Source organism: Micrococcus luteus (genome assembly GCF_022664405.1).
In the GTDB taxonomy this organism is placed as follows: domain Bacteria; phylum Actinomycetota; class Actinomycetes; order Actinomycetales; family Micrococcaceae; genus Micrococcus; species Micrococcus luteus.
Genome location: NZ_JAKRLB010000024.1, coordinates 24,721 through 39,250, shown reverse-complemented (window position 1 = coordinate 39,250; position 14,530 = coordinate 24,721). Strand labels below are relative to the sequence as shown.

13 protein-coding genes are annotated in these 14,530 nt (G+C 73.0%); 9 read left to right on the top strand and 4 right to left on the bottom strand.

Annotated features, from left to right (window positions below; all coding sequences use genetic code 11):
• Window positions 1-208, bottom strand: a 208-nt coding sequence (locus tag MF605_RS10400; protein ID WP_242821284.1) for a transposase, incomplete at its 3' end; no start/stop codon positions are given.
• A gap of 287 nt (window positions 209-495) precedes the next feature.
• Window positions 496-1,017 carry an adenine phosphoribosyltransferase gene (locus MF605_RS10395; RefSeq protein WP_043278777.1) on the bottom strand — a complete coding sequence of 174 codons (522 nt, stop codon included), beginning with the start codon at window positions 1,015-1,017 and terminating at the stop codon, window positions 496-498.
• A gap of 100 nt (window positions 1,018-1,117) precedes the next feature.
• Between MF605_RS10395 and MF605_RS10390 the strand changes: the two genes are divergently transcribed.
• The 8 genes from MF605_RS10390 (at window position 1,118) to MF605_RS10355 (ending at window position 10,915) form a co-directional block, all read left to right on the top strand.
• The gene (locus MF605_RS10390; protein ID WP_036316670.1) at window positions 1,118-2,653 is read left to right on the top strand and encodes a peptide MFS transporter; all 1,536 of its coding nucleotides are present in this window, start codon (window positions 1,118-1,120) and stop codon (window positions 2,651-2,653) included.
• A gap of 85 nt (window positions 2,654-2,738) precedes the next feature.
• Entirely contained in the window at window positions 2,739-3,125 is a 387-nt protein-coding gene (gene gcvH, locus MF605_RS10385; RefSeq protein ID WP_002854607.1) for a glycine cleavage system protein GcvH, read from the top strand.
• Between the two features lie 101 nt (window positions 3,126-3,226).
• Entirely contained in the window at window positions 3,227-3,652 is a 426-nt protein-coding gene (locus MF605_RS10380; RefSeq protein WP_002854606.1) for an FHA domain-containing protein, read from the top strand.
• A 12-nt stretch (window positions 3,653-3,664) separates the two neighbouring features.
• Window positions 3,665-4,408, top strand: coding sequence for a transcriptional regulator FtsR (gene ftsR, locus MF605_RS10375; protein WP_052520090.1), 744 nt, complete (start codon window positions 3,665-3,667; stop codon window positions 4,406-4,408).
• Window positions 4,401-4,916: a bifunctional nuclease family protein gene (locus MF605_RS10370; protein ID WP_052520088.1), complete on the top strand. Its 516-nt coding sequence runs from the start codon at window positions 4,401-4,403 to the stop codon at window positions 4,914-4,916. Before ftsR ends, MF605_RS10370 begins: the two co-directional genes overlap by 8 nt.
• A gap of 212 nt (window positions 4,917-5,128) precedes the next feature.
• Window positions 5,129-5,692, top strand: a complete 564-nt coding sequence (locus tag MF605_RS10365; RefSeq protein ID WP_036384587.1) for a MerR family transcriptional regulator — start codon at window positions 5,129-5,131, stop codon at window positions 5,690-5,692.
• A gap of 158 nt (window positions 5,693-5,850) precedes the next feature.
• Window positions 5,851-9,369, top strand: a complete 3,519-nt coding sequence (locus MF605_RS10360; protein ID WP_061867222.1) for a pyruvate carboxylase — start codon at window positions 5,851-5,853, stop codon at window positions 9,367-9,369.
• Window positions 9,370-9,451: 82 nt separating this feature from the next.
• Entirely contained in the window at window positions 9,452-10,915 is a 1,464-nt protein-coding gene (locus tag MF605_RS10355; protein ID WP_041104756.1) for a mycothione reductase, read from the top strand.
• A 61-nt stretch (window positions 10,916-10,976) separates the two neighbouring features.
• On the opposite strand, the gene MF605_RS10350 is transcribed toward MF605_RS10355, so the two are convergent.
• Window positions 10,977-12,815, bottom strand: a complete 1,839-nt coding sequence (locus MF605_RS10350) for an AMP-dependent synthetase/ligase (protein WP_041104754.1) — start codon at window positions 12,813-12,815, stop codon at window positions 10,977-10,979.
• A gap of 114 nt (window positions 12,816-12,929) precedes the next feature.
• Window positions 12,930-13,700, bottom strand: a complete 771-nt coding sequence (locus MF605_RS10345; RefSeq protein ID WP_036316677.1) for an alpha/beta hydrolase — start codon at window positions 13,698-13,700, stop codon at window positions 12,930-12,932.
• 68 nt (window positions 13,701-13,768) lie between these two features.
• Between MF605_RS10345 and MF605_RS10340 the strand changes: the two genes are divergently transcribed.
• Window positions 13,769-14,476 (top strand): lysophospholipid acyltransferase family protein, encoded by a 708-nt coding sequence (locus tag MF605_RS10340; protein ID WP_036384573.1) that lies wholly within the window; start codon window positions 13,769-13,771, stop codon window positions 14,474-14,476.
• The last annotated feature ends 54 nt before the right edge of the window (window positions 14,477-14,530 follow it).

The following is a 14,530-nucleotide window of genomic DNA, read 5'->3' as shown; positions in this document are numbered from 1 at the left end:
CGTTCTGCTTCTCCAGCTCCTTCAGGCGCTTTGCGTCGTCGGCCTTGAGGCCGCCGTACTGGTTCCGCCACCGGTAGTACGTCTGCTCGGACACCCCGAGCTCCCGGCACACCGCCGCGACGTCCTGACCATCGGCGAGCATCCTGTCGGCCTGCCCGAGCTTACGGACGACCTGCTCGGGGGTGTGACGCTTCCTGCTGTTCGTCATGATCTGACCAGTCTCCCTGCCCGCGACCGCGGGCAACAGGACGACTCTCATAACGACTGGACCTACGAAACGGGGTCAGCCCAGGCGGTCGCCCGGGCTCCGCGTCGACTCGCGTGCCGTGGCCAGGAGCTCGGCCAGTTCCGCGGTTCTCCGCGCTTGTTGGCAGTAGTTTCGCAGCAGCCCGACCACATTCACGAGGCCGGAGTCCTGCAGCGCAGGGCTCCGGCTTCGTCGTACCCGGGGCCGGGCCACCTTTGCCGCCACTCCCCGTCGGTCGGGCGGGCGGTTCAGGCTGCGAACAGCACGTGCGTGTCCGGCACGACGGCCCGGCCGCCGAGGGCCCTGAGTTCCAGCAGGCAGGCCGCGCCCACCACCTCCGCACCCCGTGCCTCGATGAGCCGTCGGCCGGCGGCGAGGGTGCCGCCCGTGGCGAGGACGTCGTCGAGCAGGAGCACCCGTGACCCGGCCCGCAGGTCCTCGGAGACCTCGATGCTCGCGGTCCCGTACTCCAGCGTGTAGTCCGCGCGGGCTGCGGGCGCCGGGAGGCGCCCGGCCTTGCGCAGCGGCACGAGGCCGGTGCCTGTCAGGACGGCGGCCGCCCCGGCGAGCAGGAACCCGCGGGCCTCGAGGCCGGCCACGAGGTCGAACCGCCCCTCGAACGGCGCCACCAGGGCCTCAACACACTCCCTCAGGGCGCGGGCGTCGGCGAGCAGGGGCGTGATGTCCTGGAAGGCCACGCCCGGGCTGGGATGGTCGGGGACCACACGGATGAGCGAGCGGGCACGGGCGATCTCGGAGGTGACGGACACGGCCTCCACTCTAGGACGTACGCCGCCCGGGCCGCGGATGTGATCGGCGTCATCGGGCGGGGAGTTTGCTCTGGCTCCCTCAGGGGAGGACAGTAGATCGGTGGAAAATCCCCAGAATCCTCTCGCGGGCCGCGTGCCCGACGTCGAGCCGTCCGCCCGCGTGGCGGCGTCGACGGCCACCCGTCCCGACGACGCCACCCCCGACTGGCGCGGCCGCCCGTTCCTCGGCCAGCCCGGCCCGCTGGCGAACCTGTTCTCCGTGGAGCTGTGGGAGCGCTTCTCCTTCTACGGCATGCAGGCGATGCTCGTGTACTACATGTCCTGGACCGCCGCGGAGGGCGGCCTCGGGATCGACCCGGCCGTGGCCACGGGCATCGTCGGCGCCTACGGCGGCATGGTGTACGTGTTCTGCATCCTCGGCGGCTGGGTCGCCGACCGCCTGCTCGGTTCCGAGCGCACCATGTTCGTCAGCGCCGTCGGGATCATGTTGGGCCACATCGCGCTGGCCCTCGTCCCGGGCGTCCCGGGCCTGACCCTGGGCCTCGTGCTCGTCGCCGTCGGTTCGGGCGGCCTCAAGGCCAACGCCACGAACCTCGTCGGCTCCCTGTACTCCCGCGAGGACCCCAAGCGCGATGCCGGCTTCTCCATCTTCTACATGGGCGTGAACATCGGCGCCCTCTTCGGCCCGCTGCTCACCGGCCTGGCGCGCGACACGATGGGCTTCCACGTGGGCTTCGGCCTCGCCGCCGCCGGCATGGCCATCGGCCTGACGCAGTACGCCCTGACCCGCAAGAACCTGCCCACGGACGTGCACCGGGTCCCGGATCCGCTGCCGCGGTCGCAGTACGGCCGCTGGGGCCTGATCGGCCTGGGGATGGTCGCCGTCGTCGTGGCCCTGTTCCTCACGGACGTCATCACCCTGGACAACCTCTCCGACGCCGTCGTCGTGCTCGCCGCCGTCGCGGCCATCGCGATCTTCGCGGTCCTGCTGACCTCGACGAAGGTCTCGGAGGAGGAGCGCTCGCGCGTGAAGGCGTTCATCCCGCTGTTCATCGGCACGTCCGTGTTCTTCGCCCTCTTCCAGCAGCAGTTCACCGTGATCGCGCTGTACTCCGAGCACCGCCTCGACCGGAACCTGTTCGGCTGGCTCATGCCCATGGAGTGGGTCAACTCCATCAACCCGATCTTCATCATCGTGTTCGCCCCGGTGTTCGCCGCGCTGTGGACCAAGCTGGGCACCCGCCAGCCCGCCACCCCGGTGAAGTTCGGCATCGGCATCGTCCTGATCGGCATCGCCTTCCTGCTGTTCATCCCGGTGGCCGACGTCGCCGCCGTGCCGCTGCTGTGGCTGACGCTGATCCTCTTCGTCTGCACCATGGGCGAGCTGCTCGTCTCCCCGGTGGGCCTCTCCCTGGCCACCAAGGTCGCCCCGCGCAGCTTCCCGGTGATGATGGTGTCGCTGTACAACCTGTCCGTCGCCCTGGGCACGGCCCTGGCCGGCTCCCTGGCCGGCTCCTACTCGGAGCAGAACGAGGTGGGCTACTTCGGCACGATCGGTGCGGTCACCCTCGGCGTGGGCCTGATCGTGCTGGCCATCGCCAAGCCGGTGCGTCGCGGCATGCGCGGCGTGCTCTGAGCACGCCAGTGGCGCGAATCACGCGCCGCTCGGTAGTCTGCGAGACGACGTCATCCCTCCCGACCACACAAAGGACGCGCACTCCATGAGCTCCATCCCCGAAGGCCTGAAGTACTCCGCCGAGCACGAGTGGATCGCCGAGGCCGGTGCCGCCGGCACGGTCCGCGTGGGCATCACCGACTTCGCCCAGGATGCGCTGGGTGACGTCGTGTACGTGGACCTGCCGGAGGTCGGCACCGAGGTCACCGCGGGCACCGCGGTGGGCGAGGTCGAGTCCACGAAGTCCGTCTCGGACATCTACGCCCCGGTCTCCGGCACCGTGGCCGCCGTCAACGACGAGCTCGACGGCGAGCCCGGCCTGGTCAACTCCGCCCCCTACGAGGGCGGCTGGCTGTTCGAGATCACCCTCGCGGACGAGGCCCAGCTCGAGGGCCTCATGGACGCCGAGGGCTACGCCTCGCACACCAGCTGAGCCCCGTCCGCCGTCGCCCCGCCGCCGGCCGGCGGGGCGACGGCGTCCCCTTCGTCTCTCCCTCCGGCGCCGCGGCGCCGGCCCCCGCACAGGAGCACCCCATGAACCAGCCCGGACGTGAACCGGACCTGTCCACATCCGCCATCAACCTCACCGAGCTGGCGCCGCTGGTCTCGGCGGACCTCACCCGTGAGGAGTCGGACGCGATCCGCGCCCTCCCGGCCGGTTCCGCGCTGCTGCTCGCCCACGAGGGCCCGGACCAGTCGGCCCGCTTCCTGCTGGACGAGGACGTGGTCTCCGTGGGGCGCCACCCGGACGCGGACATCTTCCTCGACGACGTCACCGTCTCCCGTCGTCACGCGGAGTTCCGGGCCGAGGACGGCGGCCACCGGCTCGTGGACCTGAACTCCCTCAACGGCACCTTCGTGAACCACGACCGCGTGGACGAGATCCTGCTGCGCTCCGGGATGCACGTGCAGATCGGCAAGTACCGGCTCACGTACTACGCCGGGCCGGCGCGGGGCTGAGCCGTCATCCTCGTGACCGATCCGCGCCCGCGCCCCGACGCCGTCCCCACCGCCCGCCCTGCGGGCCGGCTGGGCATCGGCGAGGTCGTAGCCTCCCTCGAAGTCGAATTCCCCGGCGTCACCGCGTCCAAGGTGCGCTTCCTGGAGGAGCGTGGCCTCGTGCTGCCCGAGCGGACCAGCGCCGGCTACCGGCGCTTCCGGCCCGAGGACGTGGACCGGCTCCGGTTCGTCCTCGCCCTGCAGCGCGACCACTTCCTGCCGCTCAAGGTGATCGCCGAACACCTGGCCGCGCTGGACCGCGGTGAACGCCCCACCGGCCTGCCCGGAACCGCGGCGGCCCCGGCGTCCTCGGACGCGGAGCGGCTCGGCCGCGAGGTCGCCGGGGGCCGCCGGTCGTGGACCCGTGCCGAGCTCGCCGCCGAATCCGGGGCGGGCGAGGAGCTGCTGGCCGAGCTGGATCAGTACTCGCTCCTGCCCGTCGATCCCGACGGCGGCTACCCGAGCCACGCGATGGACGTGGCCCGGGCCGCCGTCGTGCTCGCGGGCCACGGCCTGGAGCCCCGGCACCTGCGCCCGCTGCGGGCCGCCGCCGACCGCGAACTGGGCCTGGTGGAGCGCGCCGTCGCCCCGCTGCAGGCCCGCCGCGACGCCGGCACCCGCCCCCGCGTGGCCCGCTCGGCACGCGAGATCGCGCAGGCCAGCCTGCGGCTGCATGCGGCCCTCGTGGCCGTGGGGCTGGAGCAGTGGGATGACTGAGCCGCGCCCCGTGCCCGCCGACGAGGTCGGCGACGTGCCGCTCTCCGTGCTCGGCGTGCGCGTCGAGCTGCCCGAACAGCACCACGTGATACTGCTGGTGGACCCGCCCGGCCGCACGATGGTCCCGCTGTGGGTGGGCGCGCCCGAGGCCGCCGCCGCCGCGCTCGCGCTTGAGGGCGTCCGCACGCCCCGGCCCCTCACCCATGAGCTGCTCCTGGCCGCCGTCGACGCCCTGGGCGCCGAGGTCGTGCGGGTGCGGCTCACCGAGGTCCGGGACGAGGTCGTGCACGCCGAGCTCGTGCTCTCCACGGGCGCCCGGGTCGACGCCCGCGCGTCGGACGCCGTCGTGGTCGCCCTGCGCGCCGACGCCCCCGTGCTGGGCAGCCCCGCCGTGCTCGCGGACGCCGGCATGCCGGCGCGGACGGGGGAGGAGGACGCCGGCCAGGAGCGCGCCGTCGAGGACTTCCGCGACTTCCTGGACACCGTGCGCCCCGAGGACTTCGCCTGAGCGGAGCCGGCGCGACACGGCGCGGCCTCGCCGCCGGCTTCGTTGACCGCCCCCGGACCCGCGCGTACCTTCGAGGGGAAGAGGGCCCCGCCACCCGGGGCGCCTCCGTCGCCCTCCCCACGGTCACCGGGGAGCGCCGCCACGGTCACCGGCGGCACACGACGGTCGCGTCCCCCTCCCCGCACCGGGGGCCCCGCACCAGGAGGTTCCCCGTGACACCCACTGCAGGTCCTGGCCGGCCCCCCGCGCTCGGCACCCAGGGCACGCTCTTCGACGAGGGCGCGACCCGGGGCGACGACGTCGGCTTCCGCGGTCCCACCGCGTGCAAGGCCGCCGGCATCACCTATCGCCAGCTCGACTACTGGGCCCGCACGGACCTCGTGGTCCCCACGGTCCGCAGCGCCTCCGGCTCCGGCTCCCAGCGGCTCTACTCGTTCCGCGACATCCTCGTCCTCAAGGTGGTCAAGCGCCTCCTGGACACCGGCGTCTCGCTCCAGCAGATCCGCACCGCCGTGGGCCACCTGCGCGAGCGGGGTGTCGAGGACCTGGCGCAGATCACCCTGATGAGCGACGGCGCCTCGGTGTACGAGTGCACCTCGGCGGACGAGGTCGTGGACCTCGTCCAGGGCGGCCAGGGCGTCTTCGGGATCGCCGTCGGCCGCGTGTGGCGCGAGGTCGAGGGCAGCCTCGCCGAGCTGCCCCGCGAGAGCGTGGTCGGGGCCCCCGAGCCGGGGGACGAGCTGGCCGGGCGGCGTCGGGCCCGCCGCTCCGCCTGACCCTCCTCCGCGGGGCGCCCGCGGCCGACGCCGGCCCCGGCACGAGGCCGGGCCGGCGTCGGCGCCCCACAGCGCCGAGTCAGTCATCTTTCGTCTCGCAGCGGTGACTGTGCGCGACATGAGGCGGAACTCCGGCGCGGTGTGACACACTCCCAACCATGACCGCACCTGTCGAGAACTTCACCCCTCCAGAGGACGCGGCCGGGTCGACCGGAGCCGGCGCCGTCTTCTCCAAGGTCTTGGTGGCCAACCGCGGCGAGATCGCCGTCCGCGCCTTCCGCGCCTGCTACGAGCTGGGCGCCCGCACCGTCGCCGTCTTCCCCTACGAGGACCGCAATTCGATCCACCGCCAGAAGGCGGACGAGGCCTACCGCATCGGCGAGGAGGGCCACCCCGTGCGCGCCTACCTCGACGTGGACGAGATCATCCGCGTGGCGAAGGACGCCGGGGCCGACGCGATCTACCCGGGCTACGGCTTCCTGTCGGAGAACGCCGGCCTGGCCCGTGCCGCGGCTGAGAACGGGATCACCTTCGTCGGCCCGCCCGCCGACGTCCTCGAGCTGACCGGCAACAAGGTCGAGGCCCTGCGCGCGGCCAAGCGTGCGGGCATCCCCACCCTGGCCTCCTCGGACCCGAGCGCCGACGTCGAGTGGCTCCTGGAGCAGGCCGAGGAGATCGGCTTCCCCATCTTCGTCAAGGCCGTCGCCGGCGGCGGCGGCCGCGGCATGCGCCGCGTCGAGCGCCGCGAGGACCTGCGCGGCTCCCTCCAGGCCGCGATGCGCGAGGCGGACACCGCCTTCGGCGACCCCACCGTGTTCCTCGAGCAGGCCGTCCTGCGGCCGCGGCACATCGAGGTGCAGATCCTCGCCGACGGCGAGGGCAACGTCGTGCACCTCTTCGAGCGGGACTGCTCGCTCCAGCGCCGCCACCAGAAGGTCATCGAGATGGCCCCGGCCCCGAACCTGGACGAGGAGATCCGGCAGGCCCTGCACCGGGACGCCGTCGCCTTCGCCAAGGAGATGGGGTACGTCAACGCGGGCACCGTCGAGTTCCTCGTGGACACGGCGGGCGAGCGTGCGGGCCAGCACGTGTTCATCGAGATGAACCCCCGCATCCAGGTGGAGCACACCGTGACCGAGGAGGTCACGGACGTGGACCTGGTGGGCGCGCAGCTGCGCATCGCCGCCGGCGCCACCCTGCCCGAGCTGGGCATCACCCAGGACGCCCTCCAGGTCCGCGGCTTCGCCATCCAGTGCCGCATCACCACCGAGGACCCGGCCAACGGCTTCCGCCCGGACACCGGCACCATCACCGCCTACCGCTCGGCCGGCGGCTCCGGTGTGCGCCTCGACGGCGGCACCATCTACGCCGGTGCGGAGATCAGCCCCCACTTCGACTCCATGCTGGTCAAGCTCACCTGCCGCGGACGCGACTACGCCATGGCCGTGCGCCGCGTGCGCCGCGCCCTGGCCGAGTTCCGCGTGCGCGGCGTGGCCACCAACATCCCGTTCCTGATGAACGTGATGGACGACCCGCAGTTCGTCAGCGGCGACGTCGCCACGGACTTCATCGACAAGCACCCCGAGCTGGCCACGGTGAACCGCTCCCAGGACCGCGGCTCCAAGGCCCTGCAGTACCTCGTGGACGTCACGGTCAACCAGCCGCACGGCCCGCGCATCGAGGGCATCGACCCCCGCGACCGCCTCCCGGAGCACCCGGGCGACAAGCACCAGGAGCCGGACCGCTCGCCCTTCGACGGCCCGAGCCGGAACGAGGACGCGGCGCCCCCGCACGGCTGGCGTCAGGTGCTGCTGGAGCAGGGCCCCGAGGGCTTCGCCCGCACCCTGCGCGAACAGACCGCGCTGGCCGTCACGGACACCACGTTCCGCGACGCCCACCAGTCCCTGCTGGCCACCCGCGTCCGCACGCGCGACCTGCTGGCCGCCGCGCCCGCCGTCGCGCACACCCTGCCGGGGCTGCTCTCCGTGGAGGCCTGGGGCGGGGCGACGTACGACGTCGCGCTGCGCTTCCTCCACGAGGACCCGTGGCAGCGCCTCGAGCTGCTGCGCGCGGAGCTGCCGAACATCCCGATCCAGATGCTGCTGCGCGGCCGCAACACGGTGGGCTACACGCCGTACCCCACCGAGGTGACGGACGCGTTCGTGGCCGAGGCCGCGGCGTCCGGCGTCGACGTGTTCCGCATCTTCGACGCCCTCAACGACGTCGAGCAGATCACCCCGGCCATCGAGGCGGTGCGTGCCACGGGCACCGCCGTGGCCGAGGCGGCCCTGTGCTACACGGGCAACATGACGGACCCGAAGGAGACGCTCTACACGCTCGACTACTACCTGGGCCTCGCCCGCCGGATGGTCGACGCCGGCGCCCACGTCCTGGCGATCAAGGACATGGCGGGCCTGCTGCGGCCCGCCGCCGCGCGCGAGCTCGTCACCGCCCTGCGCGCCGAGTTCGACCTGCCCGTGCACCTGCACACGCACGACACCGCCGGCGGCCAGCTGGCCACCCTGCTCGCGGCGGCGGAGGCCGGCGTGGACGCCGTCGACGCGGCCACCGCGTCCATGGCGGGCACCACCAGCCAGGTGCCGCTGTCCGCCCTGGTCGCGGCGCTCGAGCACACCGAGCGGGACACCGGTCTCGGCCTCGAGGCCGCCACCGCGATGGAGCCCTACTGGGAGTCCGTCCGCTCGGCGTACGCGCCCTTCGAGGCGGGGCTGCCCGCCCCGACCGGCCGCGTGTACCACCACGAGATCCCGGGCGGCCAGCTGTCCAACCTGCGCACGCAGGCGATCGCGCTCGGCCTGGGGGAGCGGTTCGAGGCCATCGAGTCGATGTACGCCGCGGCCGACGACCTGCTCGGCCACCTCGTCAAGGTCACCCCGTCCTCCAAGGTGGTGGGCGATCTGGCGCTGCAGCTGGTCGGCTCCGGCGTGGACCCGAAGGAGTTCGCGGAGCGTCCGCAGGAGTTCGACATCCCGGACTCCGTGATCGGCTTCCTGCGCGGCGAGCTCGGCGACCCGCCCGGCGGCTGGCCGGAGCCCTTCCGGACCAAGGCCCTCCAGGGTCGCCGCGAGGGCGCGGGCATGGTGGAGATCTCCGCGGAGGACTCGAGCGCCCTCGCCGAGGCCGGACAGACCCGCCGCGCGGTGCTGAACCGCCTGCTCTTCCCCGGCCCCACGAAGGAGTTCGAGGCGCACCGCGAGGAGTTCGGGGACACCGTCACCCTGCACACCCGCGACTTCCTCTACGGCCTCGTCCCCGGGCGTGAGCACGTCATCTCGCTCGGACGCGGTGTCCGGCTGCTCGCCACCCTCATGTCCGTCTCCGAGCCGGACGAGAAGGGCATGCGCACGGTGATGGTCACCCTGAACGGCCAGCTGCGCCAGATGACCGTCCGGGACCGCTCGATCGAGTCCACCGTGCGGACCGCGGAGAAGGCGGACCCCGGCACCCCCGGCCACGTCGCCGCCCCGTTCGCGGGCTCGGTCACCGTCCAGGTGGCCGAGGGCGACGCCGTCGAGGTCGGCCAGGCGGTGGCCACGATCGAGGCGATGAAGATGGAGGCCACGATCACGGCCCAGGCCGCGGGCACCGTGCGCCGCGTGGTCACGGAGGGCGTCACGCCCGTCAACGGCGGAGACCTGCTGCTCGTGATCGAGTGAGCCCCGCGTGAGCCCGCCGCCGGCGGGCCGCCCCACGGGCCCGGACGCCACCGCGTCCGGGCCCGTGCCTATCCTGGGAGGCATGGCCACCTCTGCGGAACACCACGACCTGCTCATCATCGGCTCCGGATCGGGGAACTCCCTGATCAGCGAACACTGGAAGGGCCGGAGCGTCGTGATCGCCGACTCCGGCACGTTCGGCGGCACCTGCCTGAACGTCGGCTGCATCCCCACCAAGATGTACGCCTACCCGGCCGGCCTGGCCGCGCTGCCCCCCGAGGCCCGGAGCCTCGGGGTGGGGCTGGAGTTCACGGGCGCCGACTTCCCGGCCATCCGGGACCGCATCTTCACGCGCATCGACGGCATCAGCCGGGACGGGCTGCGCTACCGCCGGGACGATCTGGACTACACGAGCGTGATCCAGGAGGAGGTGCGCTTCGTCGGTCCCCGCCGCGTGCGCACCGCCTCGGGCCGGGAGATCACGGCGGACCAGGTGGTGGTCGCCGCGGGGTCGCGGCCCACCCTCCCGGAGATCCCGGGCCTGGACCTGCCGTCGGTGCACACCTCGGACACCGTGATGCGACTGGATCGGCTGCCGCGGCGGCTGCTCGTGGTGGGCGGCGGGTTCATCGCCTGCGAGTTCGCCTCCGTCTTCGCCGGGCTGGGGACCGAGGTCGTCCAGGTCAACCGCGGCCACCGGCTGCTCAAGCAGCACGACATGTCCGTGTCCACGACGTTCACGAAGATCGCTGCCCGACGGTGGGACCTGCGCACGGGGTGGACCCCGGCCGGGATCGAACCGGTCGAGGACGCCGAGCGGGCCGCGGACGGCTGGGTCCGGGTGCGCCTGGATCGCGCAGGGGGCCAGGAGCAGACCGGCATCGTGGAGGAGGCCATCGAGGCGGACACGGTGCTGATCGCGGTCGGCCGGACGCCGAACACGGACCGCCTCGACCCCGCCGCCGCGGGACTGGACGTCACCGACGACGGCGTCCTGGCCAGCGACGAGCATCAGCGCGCACTCTCCGACGCTGCTCCGGTGGAGGGGGTCTACGTGCTCGGGGACGTCGCCAACACGTGGCAGCTCAAGCACGTAGCCAATCACGAGGCCCGCGTCGTCGCGCACAACCTGGAGCATCCGGACGATCTCCGCGCCAACACGCTCGGCCCCGTGCCGGCGGCCGTGTTCACCCATCCGCAGGTGGCCTCCGTCGGTCTCACGGTGGAGCAGGCGCTCGCCGACTACGGCGCGGACGCGATCACGGTGAAGACCCAGTCCTTCGGGGACGTCGCCTACGGCTGGGCCATGGAGGACACCGAGGGCGTGTGCACCGTCGTCGCGGAGAAGGCCACGGGACGGATCCTGGGCGGGCACATCCTGGGGCACGAGGCCGCGAACCTCATCCAGCCGCTCGTGACCGGCATGGCGTTCGGCATCGACGCCCACCGGCTCGCGCGGGGCCAGTACTGGCCCCACCCGGCCCTCACCGAGGTCGTCGAGAACGCGCTGCTGGGCCTGGACGTGCCGGACTCCGGTCTGCTCTGACCGGAACCGCGGGGACGACGACGCCCGGCCGCGGGGCCGGGCGCCGTCGTCGAGGGGGCGTTCAGTTGTGCGGGGCGGGCTCCCCGTAGATGTCCGCGATCTGCGCGGCGAAGTCCTTCATGATCGCCGACCGGCGCATCTTCAGGGACGGGGTCACATGGCCCTCCTCCAGGGAGAAGTCGCGGTCGAGGATGCGGAACTCCCGGATCCCCTCGGCGCGCGAGACCAGGCTGTTGGCCTTGTCCACGGCCTCCTGGATGTGGCGGCGCACCGCGTCCTCGCGTGCGGCCGCAGCGACGTCGAGGTCCTTCGGCAGCCCGTTCGCGGCGAGCCACGCGGGCAGGGTGTCGGTGTCGAGGGTGACGATCGCCGCGATGAAGGGCTTGCCGTCGCCGACCACCATCACCTGGGAGACGAGCGCGTCGCTGCGGATCGCGTCCTCGAGCATCGCCGGTGCCACGTTCTTGCCGCCGGCCGTCACCAGCAGCTCCTTCTTGCGGCCGGTGATCGTGAGGAAGCCGTCGTCGTCCAGGGCCCCGAGGTCGCCGGTGCGGAACCAGCCGTCCTCGAAGGCCTCCTCGTTCGCCTCCGGCCGGTTGTGGTAGCCGCGCATCAGCGAGGTGCCGCGCGTGAGGATCTCGCCGTCCTCGGCGATCCGCACCTGGTTGCCGCCGAGGGGGTGTCCGACCGTGCCGATCTTCAGCCGGTCCGGCCGGCCCACGGTGATGGGGGCCGTCGTCTCGGTGAGGCCGTAGCCCTCGAGGATGGTCACGCCCACGCCGCGGAAGAAGTGCGCCAGGTCGGTGGAGAGGGGGCCGCCGCCGGAGACCGCGTACGCGAGCCGGCCGCCCATGGCCGTCCGGATCCGGCGGTAGATCAGCGCGGAGTAGAACGCGCGCTGCAGCCGCAGGGGCGCCGTCATCTGGCCCGAGTCCAGCGCCCGGGACCAGCGGATCGCCACGTCCGCGCCACGGCGGAAGATCTTCTCCTTGCCGCCGCTCTGCGCGTTGAGCAGCGCCGCGTTGTAGATCTTCTCGAACACGCGCGGCACGGCCAGCACGAAGCTCGGCTGGAAGGTCTGCAGCGAGACCGAGAGCCGCTTGATGTCCGAGACGTGCCCGCAGCGTGCGCCCGCGGCGACGGTGAGCACCGAGACGAAGCGCGCGAACACGTGCGCCAGGGGGATGAACAGCACGGTGGAGGTGTCCTGGCGGACGACGTCGCCGAGCGAGGAGGACAGGGTCTGGTTGACGAGCTCCGCGAAGTTCTCGTGCGTGAGCTCGCAGCCCTTGGGCCGGCCCGTGGTGCCGGAGGTGTAGATGATGGTCGCCAGGTCGGCCAGGCCGGCGGAGGACCGGCGCGTCTCGAGCTCCTCATCGGTGACGTCCGTGCCCAGGGCGACGAGCGCCTCGAGACCGGAGCCGGGGGCGCCGTCGGCCGGGTCCATCGTCCACAGGCCGATCAGCTCCGGCAGGCCCTCGCGCTGCACCGCGTCCCGCACCGTCTTGGCGAGGTTCTCGTTCCCGGTCACGACGGCGCGCACGTGCGAGTCCTCGATGATCCAGGACACCTGGCTGACGGAGGAGGTCTCGTACACGGGCACGGTGACCGCGCCGGCATACCAGATGGCGAAGTCGACCAGTGTCCACTCCAGGCGGGTGGAGGCCAGGAGACCGACCGTCTCCCCGGGCTGGATCCCGGCGGCGATGAGCCCCTTGGCCAGGGCCCGCACGCGTTCGCGGGCGTCCCGGGCGGAGACGTCCGTCCACTGGTCCTGCGCGTCGGGCACCGCGAAGAGGCCGTGGTCGGGACGCTCCGTGGCCTGGCGTTCCAGGAAGTCCGTGATGTTCGCCTCCGGGGACAGGCGGGGGTGGTGGTACGGCTCGCTGATCTCGTGCATGGGACTCCTCGGGCGTCGGGTCGGTCCCGCCGACCGATGGTCGGCGGAACGGAAGTATGTGTGAGTCGTGTCACGCACACTCTACAACCGGCAGCGGCAGGGTCCGGGCGCGACTCAGTGCGTCGTCATGGCGGCGACCGCGCTCCGGCCGTGGTCGATCAGCAGCGGCAGGTCGTAGTCGAGCGTGGCGACGTGGCGGCTGCGGGGCAGTCCCACCACCTCCACGGGGGCCTGGCGCAGGCCCCGCACCAGGGTCCGGTGGCTCGAGGCGGGCACGACGGCGTCGCGGGCGGACCGGTAGACCGTCACGGGAGCGGTGATCCGCGGCAGGGCGCGGCGGGCGGCCCGCTGGATGCGGCCGAGGGCGGCGACGCCGGCCACCGGCGTGCGGGGGTAGGCGCGCTCGCGCGCCGTCGGGTCCGCGATGTCGTCCGCGATCGGGGCGACCGTGGGGACGAACGGGGCCAGCAGCGGGGCGAAGGGGGCGAGCGGGCTGGCGAAGCGCAGCGCGGGGTTCACCACGAGCACCCCGGCCACGGGTCGGTGGGCGGCGGCGTCGAGCGCGAGGGCGCCGCCCATCGAGATGCCCGCCATGACCACGCGGCCGTGTCGGGCGAGCTCGAGGTCCACGACGGCCCGGACGGCGGCGCGGATCTCGTCCGCACCGGTGGCGGCGAGGTCCTCCCACCGGGTGCCGTGCCCCGGCAGCAGGGGCACGCTCACGGGGGAGCCGCCTGCCGCGAGCCCCTCGGCCCAGGCGCGGACGGAGGCCGGAGTCGAGGTGAACCCGTGCAGGAGCACGACGCAGTGGTCGCGCCGGGCGGGAGCGGCGGGCATGAGGCGCAGGGGGAGGTCTTCGGGGGCGACGGCGACGGGGCGGGGCATGGTGCCAGGGTAAGGCAGGCGGACCATACGATGGGCAGGCACCCGACCGCCCCGACCGGAAGGCCCTCGTGTCCACGTTCTACTGGTCCGCCAAGACGTTCGCCGTGGCTCCGGCCACCCGCCTGCTGTTCCGCCCCTGGGTGAAGGGCCTCGGGAACGTGCCGGCCGAGGGCCCGGCGATCCTGGCCAGCAACCACCTGTCCGTCTCGGACTCGGTGTTCATGCCGGCCATGCTCGACCGCCAGGTGCACTTCCTGGCCAAGCGTGAGTACTTCACCGGCCCGGGCGTGAAGGGCTGGGTCACCCGCCGGTTCTTCGAGGCGGCGAACCAGCTGCCCATGGACCGCTCCGGCGGAGAGGCGTCCCTGCGCTCGCTGGACGCGGGCCTCGAGGCGCTGCGGGAGGGCCGGCTGCTCGGGATCTACCCGGAGGGCACCCGCAGCCCGGACGGGCGGCTGCACCGCGGCAAGATCGGCGTGGCCAAGCTCGCGCTGGCCTCGGGCGCGCCCGTGGTGCCCATCGCGATGATCGGCACGGACCAGGTCCAGCCGATCGGCCATGTGCTGCCGCGGATCCGGCGCCTGGGCATGATCTTCGGTGAGCCGCTGGACTTCTCCGACCGTGCCGAGGCCGTCGGCGACCCCCGGGTGCTGCGGGAGGTGACGGACGAGATCATGGAGGCCATCCGGCGCCTGTCGGGCCAGGAGTACGTGGACACCTACGCGGCGGACGTGAAGGCGGGCCGTACGGCCGCTCCGCCACGCGCCCGCGACTGAGCGGGGCCCGCGCGTCGTCATCCGGGGACGCTCAGACCGGGGCGCGGCACGCGG

What these genes read in the sequence shown, in the direction of transcription:
- MF605_RS10360 (WP_061867222.1), top strand. Translation starts at nt 5,851, where the DNA reads ATGACCGCACCTGTCGAGAACTTCACCCCTCCAGAGGACGCGGCCGGG.
- gcvH (WP_002854607.1), top strand. Translation starts at nt 2,739, where the DNA reads ATGAGCTCCATCCCCGAAGGCCTGAAGTACTCCGCCGAGCACGAGTGG.
- MF605_RS10380 (WP_002854606.1), top strand. Translation starts at nt 3,227, where the DNA reads ATGAACCAGCCCGGACGTGAACCGGACCTGTCCACATCCGCCATCAAC.
- MF605_RS10350 (WP_041104754.1), bottom strand. Translation starts at nt 12,815, where the DNA reads ATGCACGAGATCAGCGAGCCGTACCACCACCCCCGCCTGTCCCCGGAG.
- MF605_RS10370 (WP_052520088.1), top strand. Translation starts at nt 4,401, where the DNA reads ATGACTGAGCCGCGCCCCGTGCCCGCCGACGAGGTCGGCGACGTGCCG.
- MF605_RS10345 (WP_036316677.1), bottom strand. Translation starts at nt 13,700, where the DNA reads ATGCCCCGCCCCGTCGCCGTCGCCCCCGAAGACCTCCCCCTGCGCCTC.
- MF605_RS10355 (WP_041104756.1), top strand. Translation starts at nt 9,452, where the DNA reads ATGGCCACCTCTGCGGAACACCACGACCTGCTCATCATCGGCTCCGGA.